Raw genomic sequence first — 18,838 nt, 5'->3', positions numbered from 1 at the left:
CCATCCGCGCAGGGCCCTTTTCTTCGCCCCTCCCCTCACCACCTGTACCTTCTCCGGCCCCGGAAAAATCCTCATTGGAATTTCCCTGGCAAGTAGATACGATACTAATCATTAGCTAGCTATCTATGTGCCTTGCCAATGAAAAGCCTCGCCCTGCGAATCCCCGATTTCTGGCTGGCCGTCCTGGCTCCCAGCCGCAACGACCTGCTGTTCGCCATCAGGAACATGATCGCCGGGGTCATCGCCTTGTACCTGGCCTTTCGCTTCAACCTCGAGCAGCCGCAATGGGCCCTGACCACGGTATTCATCGTCAGCCAGCCCAGCAGCGGCATGGTCCTGGCCAAGGGTGCCTTCCGCCTGCTCGGCACCTTTAGCGGGGCCGTGGCCTCGATCGTGCTGATCGGCCTGTTCGGCCAGGCGCCCCTGCTGTTTCTGTTGGCGATGGCGCTGTGGCTGGCCTTCTGCACCACCGGTGCCTCGCTGCTGCGCAATCACGCCTCCTACGGTTTCGTACTGGCCGGCTACACCGCAGCGATCGTCGCCCTGCCCGCCACCGTACATCCGCTGCTGGTGTTCGATCAGGCCGTGGCCCGCTGTTCGGAAATCAGCCTGGGGATCATCTGCGCGGCGATCGCCAGCACCGTGCTCTGGCCACGCCGGGTCGAACAGGCGTTGGCCACCCAGGGCAAGCTCGCGTGGCAAGCCGGCATGCGCGCCGCGGCCTCCGAACTGATCGGCCAGGACCAGCGCAAGGGGCTGCTGGAAGCCCTCGGCAAGCTGGTGGCGGTCGATGCCCAGCGCGATCACGCCTGGTTCGAAGGCCCCCAGGGACGGCGACGTTCACAGGCCCTGCGGGTGCTCAGTCGCGACTTGCTGAGCCTGCTGCGTGCGGCCCGTGGCGTGGCCCGCCAGCGGCTGATGCTCGACAGCGCGGCGAATGCCAGCGTGGCTCCCCTGATCGAACAGCTGGCCACGGCCCTGGAACACAGCCACGAGCAAGACATCGCCCAACTGTCCTCACGCCTTCAAGAGGCGCTGCAGGACCGCAGCCTGTCGCAGCACGCGCATCTGTGCCTGATGCAACTGGCACAAGTGCCGGTGCTGCTCGAACGCAGTGCGCAAACCCTGCAGGCCGTCGAGCAAGCCCGAGTGCCCGATGGCGCGCCTGGCGCCCTGTCCTGGCACCGCGATATCGAGCAAGGCATTCTCGGCGGCCTGCGCAGCGCCCTGGCGTTTCTCGCCGTGGCTGGCTTCTGGGTACTCTCGGCCTGGCCTTCCGGCCTGGGCGCGGTATCGATCTGCGGGGTGGTACTGAGCCTGTTCGCCGGCCGGGAAAACCCTTCCGCCTCCAGCCTCAACTTTCTCAAGGGCATCGCCCTGTCGGTGCCGGTCGCCGGCTTCGTCGGCCTGGGATTGCTACCCGGTTGGGACGGTTTCCCGCTGCTGTGCGTGGGCCTGGGGGTGCCGCTGTTTTGCGCCTCGCTGTGCATGAGCAAGCCGCGGATGGCGCCGATCGCCTCGGCGTTCTGCATTTTTTTCATCAACAACGTCGGCCCCGGCAACCTGATGACCTACGACCTGGCCAACTTCCTCAACAAGGCCATGGCCACCCTGGTCGGCGTCGGCATCGCTGTCCTGGTGTTCCGCCTGGTCAGCCTCAACCCCGGCGAACATCACTATCGGCGGATGTTCCGCGCCTCGCTGTTCGACCTGGCGCAACTCACCTCGCGCCCGCTGGAGCAAGCCGAGAGCTGGTTCGGCGGGCGCATGGCCGACCGCCTGATCCGCCTGGCGCGCTATTCCGAAAGCCTGCCCCAGGAACGCCGCCAGCACTGGGACAACGGCCTGCTCGGGCTCGACCTGGGCGACGAACTGCTGCAACTGCGCGCCAGCCTGGGCGCGGCGACCGGCGCCCTGGCCGTGGAACGCGGGCACTACCTGCAGAGCATCGCCACGCTGCTCAAGTCAGGCGGTCCGACGCCACGCCGCAGCGATCGACTGGATGCTCCGACCGTCGCCCTGCTCAAGGCCCTGGAACAGGCGCCGCAACTGCCGGAACAGGATCTGGAAATGGCCAGGGCGGCGCTGCTGCAACTGCAATTCACCTGGCACAAATGGTGCCGCCTGACTCGCCACGAACCCGGCGTGGCGGCTGTCGCCCAGGGGTAATGAGCGGGCAAAAAAAACCGCCACGCGCCGGTGGTGGCGGGTAGCGGCATAACGCCCTGCGAAAGCCCCTCAAGCTTGCAGCAGCGGGAACAGCGAAATCACCAGCAGCAACGCCATGCCGTAGTTGAACAGGCGCAGCCAGCGCGGGTCGCGCAGGACATTGCGCAGCACGCTGCCAAACCCGGCCCAGACCCCGACGCTCGGGGCGTTGATCAAGGCAAACAGGCTGGCGATCACCACCACGTTGAAAAAGTAGCCCTGCAACGGCGTGTAGGTGCTGATGGCCCCTAGCGCCATGACCCAGGCCTTGGGGTTGACCCACTGGAACGCCGCGGCGCCCCAGAACCCCAGCGGCCGGCCCTTGCCGTCGACTTCCTGGGACACCGGCCCGGAACGGGCGATGTTCCAGGCCAGGTACAGCAGATAGGCCGCACCGACGTAGCGCAGCACCTTGTACAGCACCGGGTAGGCCTCGAACACCGCGCCCAGGCCCAGGCCCACAGCCAGCACCAGCACCAGGAACCCCGAACTGATCCCGAGGATATGCGGCACCGTGCGGCGGAATCCGAAATTCACGCCCGAGGCCAGCAGCATGGCGTTATTCGGTCCGGGGGTTACCGAGGTGACAAAGGCAAACAAGGCGAAAGCCAACAACAAGTCGATCGACAACGGCATACAGTCATCCTGAGAAGTACATGCTCCGAACAGAGCCCTGAGTCATTGTTTTCGCCCCGGCGATCGCCACGGGCGAGGCTTATCCACGCTTACAGCAAGGACCCGATGAAGCCCGCGGCGACCATCGCGTAGAACGCGCCGCAGACCAGGCCGAAAGCCTTGCGCGTGCGGACGAAAAACGGCTCCGCCGAACGCGCGGAAAAAGCCAGGGCATAGGCGCAGAAAATCACGAAACCGGCGACCGCACAGCTGCCCACCAGCACAAAACTGGCCCAGGATGGCGCCGTGGCGCTGAGACCGACGGTGGTCACGGTGAACCAGGTCAGGGCCGCCTTGGGGTTGGTCAGGTGGATGCCCAACCCTTGCAGATAGAACCCCAGCGTGCGGCTCTGTTTGGCCCGGGCGCGGTTGAGGTTGACCGCGCTCGAGCTCAGGGCACTGCGGATGGATTTGTAGGCCAGCCACAACAGATAGCAGGCGCCGAGGATCTTCAGCCAGACCAGCACCTGGGTGTTGGACATCAGCAAGGCCGAGACGCCCGCGGCCGTCATCGCGCCCCAGCACAACGAACCGGAAATGACCCCGGCCGCCAGCGCCAACCCCGGGGTACGCCCGTAGCTGAGCGAGGTGTTGGCAATAGCCAGGTTACCCGGGCCAGGGCTGGCGGTTCCGATGACATAAACGGCCATAGCAGCACCAAAGCTCGATAAATCAAACATTTGACGGTCTCTCGTAGAAGTCGCGGGAGCAGGGTTTACCAACCGGGATGCCGCCCCGCGCGGGCCGGCATCCCTCCTCGTTACTTGAAGCAGCGATGATCGGGTTCTTCGGCCCGGATCTTTTCCATCCAGGGCTTGAGTTCGGACTGCTTGTACAGCCGCTCGCCCCAGCGTTCGGGCGAAACCGGCAGCGGACGGCCTTGCAGGATGTAGTCGGTCAACAGGTGGATGAACTGCTGCAGGCAATAGGCGCCGACATGCAGGCGCAGCGAAGACGCGGTTTCCGCCGGGGCGATGTTGAAACGCGCAACATGGATGATGTCGCCGCTGTCCACCGAGGGCGCCAGGTGATGACAGGTCGAGCCGTAGGTTTCGTCCTGGTAGTAGATCGCGTAGTGCTGGCTGCCCAGGCCGCGGTACTTGGGCGGCGCCGGGTGCAGGTTGATTGCGCCCTTGCGGGCCCGCTGATAGATACTCGGCGGGAAGATGAAGTCGCCACGATAGGAAATGATCCAGTCGCCTTCCCAGTCTTCCAGGTGATACGGATAGGGGTCGCCCGGGTCCCAACAGAACACTTCCAGGTTGGAAAAAACCGTCTTGGCGAATTCAACGCCGTGATCGCACCAGTCCATGGTGCACACCGACAATAGAACTTTGTCCTTGCATGGTTCGATGGTCTGCATAGTCTTTTCCACTATTGGCTGTTGGTACATTTCGAAAACACCCCCGGTCCGCCCTCCCGCTAACCCTGCTGGCAGGCCTCGACCACCGCCGTGAAGCGCTCGACCATTTCGGCGATTTCCGCTTCGCTGGAGATGAACGGCGGCGCGAACAGAACGTGGTTACCGTGAACACCGTCGGCGGTTCCGCTGCCCGGATAAATCAGCAGCCCTTGTTCCAGCGCCTGCGCCTTGAGGCTCGCGGCGTAACGGCCGCCACCGTGATAGGGCTCGCGGGTGTCGCGGTCCTGAACGAACTCCACGCCGACGAACAGCCCGCGTCCGCGCACATCGCCGACATGCTCGAAGCGCGCCAGGCACTCGCGCAGGCCGTGGCGCAGTTGCTCGCCGCGCAGGCGCACGGCCTGCAGCAGGTTCTCGTCCTCGATGACCCGCTGCACCTCCAACGCAACGGCGCAGGCCAGCGGATGGTTGACGTGGGTCTGGCCGTTGCCCAGCACCCCGGAGTTGCCCGCCATCGCCTCATGCACCTGGCTGCTGACCAGCAACGCCGAGATCGGCTGGTAACCGGCCGCCAGACCTTTGCCGACCGCGACCATGTCCGGCACGATGCCGTCGTCCTCGTAGGCGAAGAACCTGCCGGTACGGCCCATGCCGGCCATCACCTCGTCGAGGATCAGCAGCACATCGTGGCGCTCGCACACCGCCTTGATCTTGCGGAAGTAACCCGGCACCGGCGGCACCGCGCCGTTGGTGGAGCCGACCACGGTCTCGGCGAAAAACGCCGCGACCCTGTCGCTGCCCAGTGCCCGGATTTTTTCGTCCAGTTCCAGCGCCAGGCGCGTCCCGTACTGCTCGTCACTTTCATCGGCGCCCTGATGGCGATAGGCATAACAGGGCGAGACGAATTCGGCGGCCCCCAGCAACGGCTCGAATACCCCGCGACGCTGCAGGTTGCCGGATATCGACAAGGTCCCCAGGGTGCTGCCGTGGTAGCTCTGCTGCCGCGAGATAAAGATCGATTTGCCCGGCAGCCCGCGCTCGCACTGATACTGGTAGGCAATTTTCATCGCCAGCTCCATAACCTCGGAGCCGCCGGAGAGAAACTGCGCCTTGGCCAACCCGCCGGAGGCCCCCACCAGCAGGTCCGCCAACTCCTCGGCGGCGGCCGTGGTGAAACTGCCGGCATGGGCCCAACTGAGCTTTTTCGCCTGCTGCTCGATGGCCGCGGCGATCCGTGGGTGTCCATGTCCCAGGCTGGAAACGGCTACCCCGCCGCACGTGTCGAGGTAGCGTTTGCCCGAGGCATCCTCAAGCCAGACCCCAGCGCCATTGACGGCGAGAATCGGTGAGGCATTCAAGTTCTTGTAGATGACCGTTGACATGGATCCGAGCCCTTGCAGTTATGCGGCCTAACGGGTGTTTTCCGGGTGGTCCCACGCCGTCGAGCCTTGATGGAAACGCTGGCTGAAGCGCGAGGAATTGAATATCCGGCGCGCCCAGCCGATCGGTAGCAACACCACAGCGAACATCAACAACGAAAGCAACCTGAGCATGGCCTTGTCTCCTGAATAAAAAGTGAGTGAGCGATCAGTCCAGCGGGATCTCGTTGCGCCAGTCGACCTCTTCGACGAACTCCGGCTGGGTCGTGCGCTCGAGAATGAAGTTGCCCAGTACCAGCACATCCATCTCGGTGCGCATGAAGCAGGCGTAGGCTTCTTCCGGCTTGCACACGATCGGCTCGCCGCGCACGTTGAACGAGGTGTTGACCAGTACCGAGCAGCCGGTGCGCTTCTTGAAACTGCGCAGCAGATGGGTGAACGGCGCGTTGTTTTCTTCGGTCACTGTCTGCACCCGCGCCGACAGGTCGACGTGGGTCACCGCCGGCAGCTGCGAACGGATCGAGTTGATGCTGCCCAGGCCACGCTCAGGGCCACCCGGCTTGCGCGATTCCTCGGTCTTGATCGAGTCGGTGACCTGCGAAACCATCAACATGTACGGGCTCTTCTCGCAGATGTCGAAGTAGACCTGGGCGTCCTCGTCCAGCACCGCCGGGGCAAAGGGCCGGAAGGATTCGCGGTACTTGATCTTCAGGTTCATGGTGCGCTGCATCTCGGGATTGCGTGGATCGCCGAGGATCGAGCGCGCACCCAGGGCTCGCGGGCCGAACTCCATGCGTCCCTGGAACCAGCCGACCACGGCGCCGTCGGCCAGGTGCCGCGCAGTTTCGTCATACAGCTCGGCACCCTCGAAGCGCCGGTATGGATACTGGTTGGCGTCGAGAAACGCCTGGATCTCTTCATCGCCAAAGCCCGGCCCCAACAGGCTGCCGCTCATGGCGTCGAGCTTCTTGCTGCCCAGGTGCGGGCGCCCGGTGCGCTTGACCGAATAGTCCATGGCCGCCCCCAGGGCACAACCGGCGTCGCCGGCCGCGGGTTGAATCCAGATCGCGTCGAAACGTCCGGAACGGCTGAGCACTCCGTTGGCCACGCAGTTGAGCGCCACGCCACCGGCCAGACACAGGTTGCGGTAACCGGTCTGCCGCACGGCCGCGGTGGCCAGCCCCAGTACCACCTCCTCGGTCACCTGCTGTACCGAGGCCGCCAGGTCGCATTCGCGCTGGGTGATCGGGCTCTCCGGCTTGCGCACCGGACCGCCGAACAGTTCCTCGAACGCCTCGCCGACCATGCGCTCGCCACGCAGGTACTCGAAGTACTTCATGTTCAGGGTGAAGGAACCGTCGGCGCGGATGTTGATCAATTCCTTGCGGATCTTGTCGGCATAGATCGGCCGGCCGTAAGGCGCCAGGCCCATGAGCTTGTACTCGCCGGAGTCGACCTTGAAGCCGCAGTAATAGGTGAACGCCGAGTAGAACAGGCCGACCGAGTGCGGATAGGAAATCGAGTTCATCAGGTCGAGCTTGGAACCGTCGCCCTTCCAGATCGTGGTCGAATGCCATTCGCCGATGCCGTCGATGCACAGCACCGCCGCCTGCTCGAACGGCGACGGGAAAAACGCTGCCGCGGCATGGGAGCGGTGATGCTGCGAGGCGATGGTGAGCGGTCCGGTACCACGCCCCAGTTCCTCGAGCTTCTCGTCGATGAACTTGAGCACATTGAGCTTCCAGCGGATCCATTCCGGCATGGTGCTGATGAAGGTGCGCGCGCCGCTGATGCCGCCACTGGCGAAGGAGGAAATCATCCGCGAGAACTTTTCCTGCGGGTCTTCGTAGTAGACCACGGCGGTCAGCTCATCGAGGCCGATACCCTCGGCGTCCAGGCAGTACTTGATGGCATTGGCCGGAAACGCCGCGTCGTGCCGCACCCGCGTGAAGCGCTCTTCCTGGGCCGCCGCCACCGGCACCCCGTCCTTCACCAACGCTGCTGCGCTGTCGTGATAGAACGCCGAAATCCCTAATACGTAAGTAGCCATTTAAACGCTCATCCTCATAGCTTCATGCCAATCCATGGAAATTCCCTGTGTCTGTGCACAGTCCGTCATCCGTGCAACCAACTTGAGACCGGCAGGCTTTTTAATGCCGGAATCAACGACACCACCAACAACACACTCATTGAAATATTGAACAGCCGCAGCCGGTTCGGCTCGCTGAGAAAGCGCCGCAAATAACGTCCGAACAGCACCCAGACCATCGAGCAGGGCGAGCCGAAGAGAAAGAAGATCAAGGCGATCAGCAGGATCTGCGCACTGTAGGAACCGACCGGTGTGGTGTAGGCCAGGACCGCGCCCACCGCCATGATCCAGGCCTTGGGGTTGACCCACTGGAACAGCGCGGCACCGGTGAAGCCCAGCGGGCGACCGCCCTGGTCGTCGAGATCGACCGTGGGCGCCGTGGCGATCCGGTAGGCCAGGTACAGCATGTACAGGGCACCGACCACCTGCAGGATGTCGTGCAGGCTGGGATAACGATGGAATACCGCGCCGGCGCCGAGCCCCACCGCGATCAGCATCAGTGGAAAGCCGATGTTGATGCCCGCGACGTGGCGCAGGGTGCGGCTGATGCCGAAGTTGACCCCGGAGGACATCAGCATCACGTTGTTCGGCCCCGGCGTCACGCAGGTGGAAATCGCGAACAGGATGACGGCGTAGTAGTCCAGATTCTGCATGCCCCAGGCTCCGCTCAACGATAGTCTTCAAGGGTGCCGCGGCGACGAATGTCGACCGACACGCAATGGAAGCCGCCACTGAGGCTGCGGGCATGGCGCATTTTCAGCGGCGCCACATCGATACCGTGTTTCTCCAGGGCGCGAATCAGCGGCACCTGCTGGTCGTTGATCACCGCCAGGGCCGGGTTGACCATGATGAAGTTCATGCCCTGCCAGATCGATGCGCGCGGGTAGGACCAGCAATAGCCGGTGTCGACCATTTCCGGCGCCCAGATGATGTCCCAGTTCTTGAACAGCGCCGGCACCTGGTCCTTGCGGATACGCTCCGGACACAGCACCACCAGCCCCGGGCGGACCACGGTGATGGTGGTATCCAGGTGCGTGCCGTCGTACACGCCGCTCACCGGGTGCACCCGGTAACGCTCGCCCAGCACCCGCTGCAACCACTGGCAGCCCAGTTCGTTGCCGCTGCGGGAAACCAGATAGAGGATGTCCTCGCCGATGCGGATTACGTTGGCGGCGTCGAAGATCGGCTCGTCATTGGCAATGATCGAGCCGTCCTTGGGGTTGATCCGGTAGGTGCTGTCCAGCAGCTGCGGCTTGGGCGCGGAGATCCAGTTGGAGCCGCTGGCAAAGTATTCGGCCAGGTGCCGGCGATAGGCGAACGGCTCCAGGTAACGGCTGCGCAACGCCATCGGCGCCTCGATGATGGTCTGGCCGATGGGCAGCAGCACATCCCGTGGGCAATAGTTGTATTCGCCGTCGGTTTTCCAGGCTGGGGTGCCGAATACCGCGCGATGATCAGTGACGTCCGGCCGCCGCACTATAACCCCGTGGGAACGCAGAAAGGCGGCAAAGGCGTCCAGGTCCTCGCTGGCCTCCTCGATGACCTGCTGCGGATAGGGGCCGGATGGAATCTCCTCGATGTAATCGTGCTGCTCACTGTAGTCCAGGGCGAACAGCCCGCGATCAGGTCGCGGCACCTGTGCGCCCTGGGCGACACCGACGATCATTTCTTCCAGCGGATCCCACTCGTTGTGCACATTGACCAGAGACATGGACACTCCTTGATGTTCAGGCCGTTACGCCCACCGGCACGGCAGGGACAATAGGTTCGTGATGAAACAGCGCCTGGTCCTCGCCCCGCGTCTTGCTCCGGGGCAGCACCGCACCCGCGGAGCCGATACCCAGGCGCCGCAACCAGGACGTCAGGCGGTCCGGCTGCGGTGCCAGGGACTCGTAGCCGACGCGGACCCGCTGCCAGTGCTCTGCCAGTTCCGCCGGTTTCGAGGCGGCGACCTGGCGCATGTAGGCGTCGATGGCGTCCACCGCCCAGGCCGAATGCCCGGTGGAGACGTTATCGATGGTGTTGTGCAGGTCGACGAACGCGGTGCTGAAGCCGTAGTGCCTGAGGAAGCGCCGGGCCGAGCGATAGCTGCCGCCCACCCCCGACAGCTCCATCGCCAGGTTCATGCCGAGGATTTCCGGCATGAAGGTCACCGGCAACTTGCCCAGGCACAGCCAGTAGACCGGCAAGCGGAACGACGCCTCGCGCAGCCGCTCATCCTCGGCGAACTCGCGGGCACCGGTAGGCGCCAGCTCCAGGCCCATCTGGCGCAGGCCGTCGCGGTAGATTTTCGGATGGTTCAACGCATAGGAGCCGTTACCCAGCTCATCCCAATAGGTCTGGAACAGCGCATAGCCGACATGGGACGAGGCCAGCGTCAGGTCGGTGAAACCCTGGAGCCAGGCGCCGTCGATCAGGGTCAGCGGTGCCAGTTGCAGGGTGGAGTCGACGATTTCTTCGCGCGACGGCATGGCCGCCGGGTCGCTTTCTTCGAACTCCTGGCCATGGCGGTCATGCTTGTCCAGCAACCATTCGCGCAAGACGCCGACATTCCAGGCTTCAGGCAAAGTGCGTTCGGAGCTTTGCAGCGAGCGCCGCGACTGTTCCAGCCAACGGGTCACATAAGCCTGGGCAAAAGCCTGGGTGCGCGGCGCCAGCGCCCTGCCCTGCAAGACGAAATAGGCCTCGCGCAAGCTCTTGGGCCACTGGCCCTGCTCTGCAATGCTCTCGCCCAGTACCTGCCGAACCACTGCATTGCAAGGGGTTGGCGCTGGTTCTTCGGCAGCTTCCGCACGCTGGATCGGGCCGGACAGGCCATCGATCCACTTGCGGATGACGCTCAGGTCAGCCTCGCTGAAAATCCGGAACATGCGCCCGTTCGGCGCGACCAGTGTATTGACCAGCAGGCTCTTCTCGGCATTGCCCGGCACGATCAGGCGGCTGCGCGAAAGCATTTCCAACAGCGGCACGGGGTCGACCTGGGCCTCACGCAGCCACTGCGCCAGGCTGCGGCCTTCCATCTTGTAATCCTGGTGATAGACCGCGCCGGCCCGGGCCATGCGCTGGATCATCTTGCCCATCAGGCGCTCGGGCGATACCGCGGCCCGGCAGTGCGCCAGCAATCGTTCGTTGAAGGTTTTCAGGGCCGCGAACAACCATTGGGCGCCCGCCTCCAGTTGCAGGCGGCGAAGGCTGCCCTGGCTGGCGACCTGCTCGCAGACCCACTGGGAGATTTCCAGCGCCGAACTGTCGCCCGCGGTTTCATCCAGCTGGTTCAGGTCGAGCCGGCGGACGTCCAGCTGCTGCGCATCCAGCACCGACCACCATGGACTCAGCCCCAGGGCACGCCAGGCATAATCGATGCCGCACAGGGTGTCGCCAAAGGCATCGCTGCGGCGGCTGACCGCTTGCAGCAATGCAGGTAATTCGAACAGTTCGTCAGGCAGGCCGGGGAGCGTGGAAAGTTCGAACGGCGAAACCGCATAGGCGGTCAGCCCCGACTGTACCAACAGCGATTTGAAGTGATCGGCGCGCGATGCCAGGGGCCGCCCGACGCCCACGTCGTGGGCCAGCAGCTCCATGAGCTTGAGCTGCGCGCTGTCCTCGAAGACACCGGGGGCGCTCATGCCTTGCAACCAGCAGCCCAATACCGAGGCCAGTGGCGCCGAGTGCGCCAGCAGCGCCTCGGCGAATTCCCGTTGGTTGCCCAGCTCCGCGGCCTGGCTGGCCAGTTCGCGGTAAGCCCGGGCCTGCTCGTCACGCCAGTGCTCGATCTGTACCCGCAACCCGGCCAGGCCACCCGCACCGGCTTCACCCGGTGCGGCCAGGCCCATCAGGCGCCGAATACTGACATCCCCCAGAAAGCTCTCGGGATTGCTGACTGATCGATAAAACTGGCGCCACATACTGTTTACTTCCCTTCCAGGTTGGAGACCAAGGCAATCCATTGCCGGCCCTCAGTCATCGGCAAGCAATGACGTCGGGTGTCGAGATCAGAACATCGGGTAGATCGAAGAGTCCGGCTTCTTCTTTTTCTTCTTGCCGAACAGGCGTTGGAACAAGCTCTTGATGTAACTCATGGCAGACTCCTTTAAAGAACATCGAGGATGATTTTCGAGACGAAATCGTTCCCCTGGTCGGTGAAGTGAATACGGTCGACGAACAACCACTGTTCAGGCCGCAGGGCCTCGGACAGCAGTGGTGTAATGTTCACGAAACGCACGCCCATCTTCTGTGCGCCTTCGCGCAGGCGGGCGGCATAGGCCTCGCAGACGCTGGGCTGCAGGATATCGCCATAGACCTCGCTGAAACTGCCGGCGCGATCCAGCTCGGCGAACAGCTGTTCTTCCTCGTCGCAACCCTTTTCCCGGACCCAGCCGGCCAGCGGCTGCAGAATGAAGGTCAGCTTGGCGCCCATGTCGGCCGCCAGTGCGCGCCAGGTATCCAGGTGACGCAGGGTCAGGTCGGCGGCGTAGTCGATCTGCTCTTCCATGGTCGGTGGCGGCTCGGGCGTCGGCTCTTCCTGTTCCTTGCCGAGCAAGGCGCGGAACATGCCGCGCTTGGGGGCCTGAGTCTCCGGACGCATGGCGTCGAAGAACTGATTGCAGTTGAAGAAAGCGCCATGTTCGCCACGGCTGCTGTGTGGCTGGCGTGCCAGCCCCAGATTGTTGAACCCGGAAAACAGCACGATCTCGTCGACCTTGGGCAGCAAATGACGATAAAGGGTGAAGAGTGTCAGTTCCTGGGTCGAGTTGAAGCTGCGTCCGCCGAAGTTGATCCAGGGTTTGCTGTCCGGATCGTTCTCGGCCAGGCGCGAAGGCAGTGTCCAGGCATCCGAGCTGGCACCGATGCCAAACACGGTCGAGCTGCCGGCCAGCACCCGCACGCTCTTAGCGTGGCGGCTATTGACCACCGAATACTGTATGCCCAGCAACTCCGAATAGCGGAAGCCCGAGGCATCTGTATTGACCACCTCCGAACGGTGGTCGGTAGGATGGAAATACATCAAATAAGGAAGCCAGCGAACCTCACCACCGTCGGTGAATTTCTGCTCGTACTCAGCCATCTGCGGAGTCAGTTTGATCCTTGCCGTCATTACCCTGCTCTTCCTTGAGAAGTCATCGTCTAAAGTAGCCTGAGGGGGAAGCCCGTTACACGTTGCCCGGGGGGACTCTGAATTGCGCCGCAACTGTATTTAAGAACAACCAGTACAGCGCGATGCGGGCCATCTTCCCAAAGGCAACCACTGTCTTATAGGTACACGCCGGATGATTTTTCTCAGTACAGATTGCCTTTTCGCCCTGAAAAATTTTCAAAAAAAGTGAAATCTGTAACTTTTTATACGACAGATGAGTCGCTACAGTCCCCCGCATGACTCGATACCTGAATCTCGCCGAATACATCAGCAGCCGCATTGAGCAGGGGTTATACGGACCGGGGGAGCGTCTGCCTTCGGTGCGGGCCCTGAGCCTCGAGCACGGCGTCAGCCTCACCACCGTGCAACAGGCCTATCGGGTTCTGGAAAGCTCGGGACTGGCTATCCCCAAGCCCAAGTCGGGCTATTTCGTCCCGGCCGGCCGGCGCTTGCCGGAGCTGCCGAAGATGGGACGGCCGTCGTTGCGGCCTGTGGATATCTCCCAGTGGGACCTGGTGCAGGACCTGATGCGCCAGGAGCAGAACGCCAATGCCATTCAGCTGGGTTGCGGCATGCCCGACACCACCGCGCCGACCCTCAAGCCGCTGCTGACCGCCCTGGCGCGGATCAGCCGGCGCAGCGACAGCCCTAGCCTGCAATACAACCACCTACAAGGTGTGCTGAGCCTGCGCGAGCAGATTGCCCGCCTCGGCGTCGATTCCGGTTGCCGCCTGACGCCCGCGGAAATCGTCGTCACCAGCGGCTGCCAGGAAGCCCTGTCCATCGCCATCCGCGCCCTGTGCGAACCCGGCGACATCGTGGCCATCGCCTCCCCCTGCTTCCACGGCATCATCCAGCTGCTCAAGGCCGCCGGCCTCAAGGCCCTGGAGATTCCCACCGACCCGGTCACCGGCATCAGCCTGGAAGCCATGGAAATGGCCCTGGAACAATGGCCGATCAAGGCCATCCAGCTCACGCCCAATTGCAACAACCCGCTGGGCTACATCATGCCGGACGATCGCAAGCGCGCGATGATCCGCCTGGCCCAGCGCTACGACGTGCCGATCATCGAAGACGATATCTATGGCGACCTGGCGTTCCGCTATCCGCGGCCGCGCACCCTGAAGTCATTCGACGACGACGGGCGCGTGCTGCTGTGCAGTTCGTTCTCGAAAACCCTGGCGCCAGGACTGAGGATCGGCTGGATCGCCCCGGGACGTTACCTGCCGCAAGTGCTGCACATGAAATACGTCGGCTCCGGCACCACCGCTACCCAGCCACAGCTGGCGGTGGCCGAATTCATTGCCAAGGGTCACTACCTGCCGCACCTGCGGCGGATGCGCAAACAGTACCAGCGCCATCGCGACCTGATGACCGAGTGGGTCAGCCGCTATCTGCCGGAAGGCACCCGGGTCAGCAAACCCCAGGGCGGGTTCACCTTGTGGGTGGAGCTGCCGGACGAGTTCGACACCTACACCCTGAACCGGCTGTTGGAAGCCGAGGACATCCAGATCGCCAACGGCAATATCTTTTCCGCGGCCGGCAAGTACCGCAATTGCCTCAGGCTGAACTTTGCCGGCGTGCCCAACCGCAAGATCGAACAGGCGATCAACAAGATCGGCCTGGCGGTCGCGCAACTGCTCCCCGCCTGACCCCCCTCGCGCCTGCCCTTCGCCACTGTGGCGAGGGGCATCAGCGGATCAGGCCCTGGCCGCGCGCCACAGCTTGCCGCCCAGCGACACCACGACCAGTACCGCGGCGCCGGCGATGATGCCGGCCACGGCATTGAGCAGCGTCGGCATGATCAGCGAAAACCCGCCAACCGCCTCGGCCGTGCGCGCGGTGACAGTCTCGATCCAGTGATGCGCCGCCGGCACGCCATGGGTCAGGATGCCGCCGCCGACCATGAACATGGCCGCGGTGCCGATCACCGAGAGGCTTTTCATCATGTAGGGCGCCGCGCGCAGGATCGCGCCACCGATGCTTTTCGCCACCTGGCCCGGCTTCTGCGTCAGCCACAGGCCAAGGTCGTCGAGCTTGACGATGCCGCCCACCAGGCCATACACGCCGACGGTCATGACGATGGCGATGCCCGAAAGCACCACCACCTGCTGCATCAACGGCGCGTCGGCGACGGTGCCCAGGGTAATGGCGATGATCTCGGCCGAGAGAATGAAGTCGGTGCGGATCGCGCCCTTGATCTTGGTCTTCTCGAAGGCCACCAGATCGGTGGCCGGGTCCGCCACGGCTTCGATCAGTTGCTGGTGCTCGGCCTGATCCTCGGCCTTGCTGTGGAGAAACTTGTGGGCGAGCTTTTCAAAGCCCTCGAAGCACAGATAGGCGCCGCCGAGCATCAGCAGCGGTATCACCAGCCAGGGCGCGAAGGCACTGATGGCCAGCGCCGCGGGCACCAGGATCAGCTTGTTCAGGAACGAGCCCTTGGCCACCGCCCAGACCACCGGCAACTCACGCTCGGCGCGCACCCCGGAAACCTGCTGGGCATTGAGCGCGAGGTCGTCCCCCAGCACCCCGGCGGTCTTCTTCGCCGCCATCTTGGTCATCAGCGCCACGTCGTCGAGTACCGCGGCAATATCGTCGATCAGCACCAGCAAACTGCTTCCGGCCATGGATCAGGGTTCCTTGAGGTGATAAATGCTGCGAAGCATAACGCGCAACGAGGGCCGCCGGGGCATTCTTGAGCCTCGCGCAAGGCCGGTGCTACCATGCGCAACCGCCCGAACAGGCAAGGAATCACCTGGTTTATGAGCACCATCCGCGAGCGCAACAAAGAACTGATCCTGCGTGCCGCCAGTGAAGAGTTTGCCGACAAAGGCTTCGCTGCGACCAAAACCAGCGATATCGCGGCCAAGGCAGGATTGCCCAAACCCAACGTCTACTACTACTTCAAATCCAAGGAGAACCTCTACCGCGAGGTTCTGGAAAGCATCATCGAGCCGATCCTCCAGGCTTCGACCCCGTTCAACGCCGACGGTGTGCCCAGTGAAGTACTGAGCGGCTACATCCGCTCGAAGATCCGCATCTCCCGCGACCTGCCCTTCGCCTCCAAGGTGTTCGCCAGCGAGATCATGCACGGCGCTCCGCACCTGAGCCCGGACCAGGTCGAACAGCTCAACGCCCAGGCCAAGCACAACATCGATTGCATCCAGACCTGGATCGATCGTGGCCAGATCGCGCCCATCGACCCACACCACCTGATGTTCAGCATCTGGGCCGCGACCCAGACCTACGCCGACTTCGACTGGCAGATCTCGGTGGTGACCGGCAAGGCCAAGCTGGACGAGTCCGATTACGAAGCCGCCGCCCAGACCATCATCCGCCTGGTGCTCAAGGGCTGCGAAACGGACAAGTAAGCCCCTGTAGCCGCTGCCGCAGGCTGCGATAAGGCCGAAGGCCTTCAGCGATCTTCAGATCTTGCGCACACGTTGTGTGCGATCGCAGCCTGCGGCAGCGGCTACACGGCTACAGATCAGGCGCTCACGCCCGCATCCGCCTGCAAGCCCTGCGCCTCGATGGCGCTGATCGCGCATTGCTCGTCGATGTCCGAGGTGTCGCCGCTGATGCCGATCGCCCCCACCACCGCCCCCTGCTGATCACGAATCAATACCCCACCCGGTGCCGGCACCACGCTGCCCTGCCCCAGGCTGTTGAGCGCGGCAATGAACGCCGGCCGCTGCTGCGCATCCAGCGCCAGCAGGCGCGAGCCCTTGCCCAGGGCGATCGCGCCCCAGGCCTTGCCAATGGCGATCTGCGGCCGCAGCAGGCTGGCGCCGTCCTCCCGCTGCAAGGCCACCAGATGCCCGCCGGCATCGAGCACTGCAATGGTCAGGGGGGCCGCGCCGATCTCGCGGCCGAAGGCTATGGCCTTGCTGGCCAGGCTGACTGCAACTTTCAAGGTTAAAGCGCTCATGGGTGCCGTCCTTATTTTGTTATTGGGAAAGTTTTTTCGGGTGTTCCGATAAGAAGATCGATATAACAAATAGAACACAACAACATTTGTTTTTGTATACAATAATTTTCGCAAAGCCATCCAGCCGACGAAAAGCTGCCGGTTTATCGGCACCGGACGAACGCACCCAAGCGCTAGAGAAAATGGATTGACCTGCGACGCTTGCCGTGAATACACTCTGCGCAAAGCCACTTGTATACAATTACAAAACGTAAGAGGCACAAAACCATGAGCAAAATGAGAGCAATCGAAGCCGCCGTTCTGGTGATGCGCCGTGAAGGGGTCGATACCGCCTTTGGCATCCCCGGTGCCGCCATCAACCCGCTGTACAGCGCCCTGCAAAAGGTCGGCGGCATCGATCACGTCCTCGCTCGCCACGTCGAAGGCGCCTCGCACATGGCCGAGGGTTACACCCGCACCAAGGCCGGCAATATCGGCGTGTGCATCGGTACTTCCGGCCCTGCCGGCACCGACATGGTCACCGGCCTGTACAGCGCCTCGGCCGACTCGATCCCGATTCTCTGCATCACCGGCCAGGCCCCGCGTGCCCGCCTGCACAAGGAAGACTTCCAGGCCGTCGACATCACCAGCATCGTCAAGCCGGTGACCAAGTGGGCGACCACCGTCCTGGAACCCGGCCAGGTGCCCTACGCCTTCCAGAAAGCCTTTTATGAAATGCGCTCCGGCCGCCCCGGCCCGGTGCTGATCGACCTGCCGTTCGACGTGCAGATGGCCGAGATCGAATTCGACATCGACGCCTACCAGCCGCTGCCGCTAGCCAAGCCTTCGGCGACCCGGCTCCAGGTCGAAAAGGCCCTGGCCCTGCTGGACCAGGCCGAGCGCCCGCTGCTGGTGGCCGGTGGCGGCATCATCAATGCCGACGCCAGCGAACTGCTGGTGGAGTTCGCCGAGCTGACCGGCATCCCGGTCATTCCGACCCTGATGGGCTGGGGCAGCATCCCCGACGATCACCCACAGATGGTCGGCATGGTCGGCCTGCAGACCTCCCACCGCTACGGCAACGCCACCCTGCTCAAGTCTGATGTGGTCCTGGGCATCGGCAACCGCTGGGCCAACCGCCACACCGGTTCGGTGGACGTCTACACCGAGGGACGCAAGTTCATCCACGTGGACATCGAGCCGACCCAGATCGGCCGGGTGTTCACCCCGGACCTGGGCATCGTCTCCGACGCCAGCTCGGCGCTGACCGTATTCATCGAAGTCGCTCGCGAATGGCAGGCCGCCGGCAAGCTGAAGAACCGCAGCGCCTGGCTGCAGGATTGCCAGCAGCGCAAATCGAGCCTGCAACGCAAGACCCACTTCGACAACGTGCCGGTCAAGCCACAGCGCGTGTATGAAGAGATGAACCAGGTATTCGGCAAGGACACCTGCTACGTCAGCACCATCGGCCTGTCGCAGATTGCCGGCGCGCAGTTCCTGCACGTTTACAAGCCACGCCACTGGATCAACTGCGGCCAGGCCGGCCCGCTGGGCTGGACCATTCCGGCGGCGCTGGGGGTGGTCAAGGCCGATCCATCGCGCAAAGTAGTGGCGCTGTCCGGCGACTACGACTTCCAGTTCATGATCGAAGAACTGGCCGTGGGCGCGCAGTTCAAGCTGCCGTACATCCATGTGGTGGTGAACAACTCCTACCTGGGCCTGATCCGCCAGGCACAGCGCGGTTTCGACATGGACTACTGCGTGCAACTGTCCTTCGACAACCTCAACGCCCCGGAACTCAACGGCTACGGCGTGGACCACGTCGCGGTCGCCGAGGGCCTGGGCTGCAAGGCGCTGCGGGTATTCGAGCCGTCGGGCATCCAGCCGGCCCTGCGCCAGGCCCAGGAAATGCTCGAACAGTTCAAGGTGCCGGTGATCGTCGAGATCATCCTGGAGCGTGTCACCAACATCTCCATGGGCACCGAGATCAACGCGGTCAACGAATTCGAAGACCTGGCGCTGGTCGGCAACGACGCGCCGACCGCGATTTCCCTACTCGACTGACCCCCTATGTAGCCGCTGC

Annotated in this window: 16 protein-coding genes; 4 read left to right on the top strand and 12 right to left on the bottom strand. The window is 63.5% G+C overall.

What is annotated here, in order from left to right; genetic code table 11:
- Positions 1–138 precede the first annotated feature (138 nt).
- Positions 139–2,169, top strand: a complete 2,031-nt coding sequence (locus tag C4K27_RS08695; protein ID WP_053260154.1) for an FUSC family protein — start codon at positions 139–141, stop codon at positions 2,167–2,169.
- Between the two features lie 69 nt (positions 2,170–2,238).
- Here the strand turns inward: C4K27_RS08695 and C4K27_RS08690 are convergent, their stop codons facing one another.
- From C4K27_RS08690 to C4K27_RS08650, 10 genes are all read right to left on the bottom strand, one after another.
- Positions 2,239–2,844, bottom strand: a complete 606-nt coding sequence (locus tag C4K27_RS08690) for a LysE family translocator (RefSeq protein WP_007931467.1) — start codon at positions 2,842–2,844, stop codon at positions 2,239–2,241.
- A gap of 89 nt (positions 2,845–2,933) precedes the next feature.
- Positions 2,934–3,563 (bottom strand): LysE family translocator, encoded by a 630-nt coding sequence (locus tag C4K27_RS08685; protein ID WP_053260153.1) that lies wholly within the window; start codon positions 3,561–3,563, stop codon positions 2,934–2,936.
- 80 nt (positions 3,564–3,643) lie between these two features.
- Positions 3,644–4,246: a formyltransferase family protein gene (locus C4K27_RS08680; protein ID WP_007931465.1), complete on the bottom strand. Its 603-nt coding sequence runs from the start codon at positions 4,244–4,246 to the stop codon at positions 3,644–3,646.
- 59 nt (positions 4,247–4,305) lie between these two features.
- Entirely contained in the window at positions 4,306–5,628 is a 1,323-nt protein-coding gene (locus C4K27_RS08675) for an aspartate aminotransferase family protein (RefSeq protein WP_053260152.1), read from the bottom strand.
- Positions 5,629–5,655: 27 nt separating this feature from the next.
- Positions 5,656–5,799: a hypothetical protein gene (locus C4K27_RS31175; RefSeq protein ID WP_007931463.1), complete on the bottom strand. Its 144-nt coding sequence runs from the start codon at positions 5,797–5,799 to the stop codon at positions 5,656–5,658.
- Positions 5,800–5,833: 34 nt separating this feature from the next.
- Entirely contained in the window at positions 5,834–7,675 is a 1,842-nt protein-coding gene (locus C4K27_RS08670; protein WP_007931462.1) for a carbamoyltransferase family protein, read from the bottom strand.
- A 65-nt stretch (positions 7,676–7,740) separates the two neighbouring features.
- Positions 7,741–8,367 (bottom strand): LysE family translocator, encoded by a 627-nt coding sequence (locus C4K27_RS08665; RefSeq protein ID WP_007931461.1) that lies wholly within the window; start codon positions 8,365–8,367, stop codon positions 7,741–7,743.
- Positions 8,368–8,381: 14 nt separating this feature from the next.
- The gene (locus tag C4K27_RS08660) at positions 8,382–9,425 is read right to left on the bottom strand and encodes an inosamine-phosphate amidinotransferase (RefSeq protein ID WP_007931460.1); all 1,044 of its coding nucleotides are present in this window, start codon (positions 9,423–9,425) and stop codon (positions 8,382–8,384) included.
- 16 nt (positions 9,426–9,441) lie between these two features.
- Complete coding sequence (locus C4K27_RS08655) at positions 9,442–11,619, bottom strand: iron-containing redox enzyme family protein (RefSeq protein WP_053260151.1); 2,178 nt, start codon at positions 11,617–11,619, stop codon at positions 9,442–9,444.
- Between the two features lie 185 nt (positions 11,620–11,804).
- Positions 11,805–12,809, bottom strand: a complete 1,005-nt coding sequence (locus C4K27_RS08650) for an SGNH/GDSL hydrolase family protein (protein ID WP_007931458.1) — start codon at positions 12,807–12,809, stop codon at positions 11,805–11,807.
- Positions 12,810–13,084: 275 nt separating this feature from the next.
- On the opposite strand from C4K27_RS08650, the gene C4K27_RS08645 reads away from it, so the two are divergent.
- Positions 13,085–14,500 (top strand): aminotransferase-like domain-containing protein, encoded by a 1,416-nt coding sequence (locus C4K27_RS08645; RefSeq protein ID WP_009047750.1) that lies wholly within the window; start codon positions 13,085–13,087, stop codon positions 14,498–14,500.
- 48 nt (positions 14,501–14,548) lie between these two features.
- Here the strand turns inward: C4K27_RS08645 and C4K27_RS08640 are convergent, their stop codons facing one another.
- Complete coding sequence (locus C4K27_RS08640; RefSeq protein WP_053260149.1) at positions 14,549–15,475, bottom strand: DUF808 domain-containing protein; 927 nt, start codon at positions 15,473–15,475, stop codon at positions 14,549–14,551.
- A gap of 135 nt (positions 15,476–15,610) precedes the next feature.
- Between C4K27_RS08640 and C4K27_RS08635 the strand changes: the two genes are divergently transcribed.
- On the top strand, positions 15,611–16,219 hold the full coding sequence (locus C4K27_RS08635; RefSeq protein ID WP_007931453.1) for a TetR/AcrR family transcriptional regulator: 609 nt from the start codon (positions 15,611–15,613) through the stop codon (positions 16,217–16,219).
- Positions 16,220–16,335: 116 nt separating this feature from the next.
- Here C4K27_RS08635 and C4K27_RS08630 read toward each other — a convergent pair whose 3' ends face one another.
- On the bottom strand, positions 16,336–16,776 hold the full coding sequence (locus C4K27_RS08630; protein ID WP_053260148.1) for a GlcG/HbpS family heme-binding protein: 441 nt from the start codon (positions 16,774–16,776) through the stop codon (positions 16,336–16,338).
- Between the two features lie 267 nt (positions 16,777–17,043).
- Between C4K27_RS08630 and gcl the strand changes: the two genes are divergently transcribed.
- Complete coding sequence (gene gcl, locus C4K27_RS08625; RefSeq protein WP_053260147.1) at positions 17,044–18,819, top strand: glyoxylate carboligase; 1,776 nt, start codon at positions 17,044–17,046, stop codon at positions 18,817–18,819.
- Positions 18,820–18,838 lie beyond the last annotated feature (19 nt).

Origin of the sequence: Pseudomonas chlororaphis subsp. chlororaphis (genome assembly GCF_003945765.1) — a bacterium.
Lineage (GTDB): Bacteria > Pseudomonadota > Gammaproteobacteria > Pseudomonadales > Pseudomonadaceae > Aquipseudomonas > Aquipseudomonas chlororaphis.
Note: the sequence above shows the minus strand (reverse complement) of the source record. Positions and strands in the feature narration are given on the sequence as shown.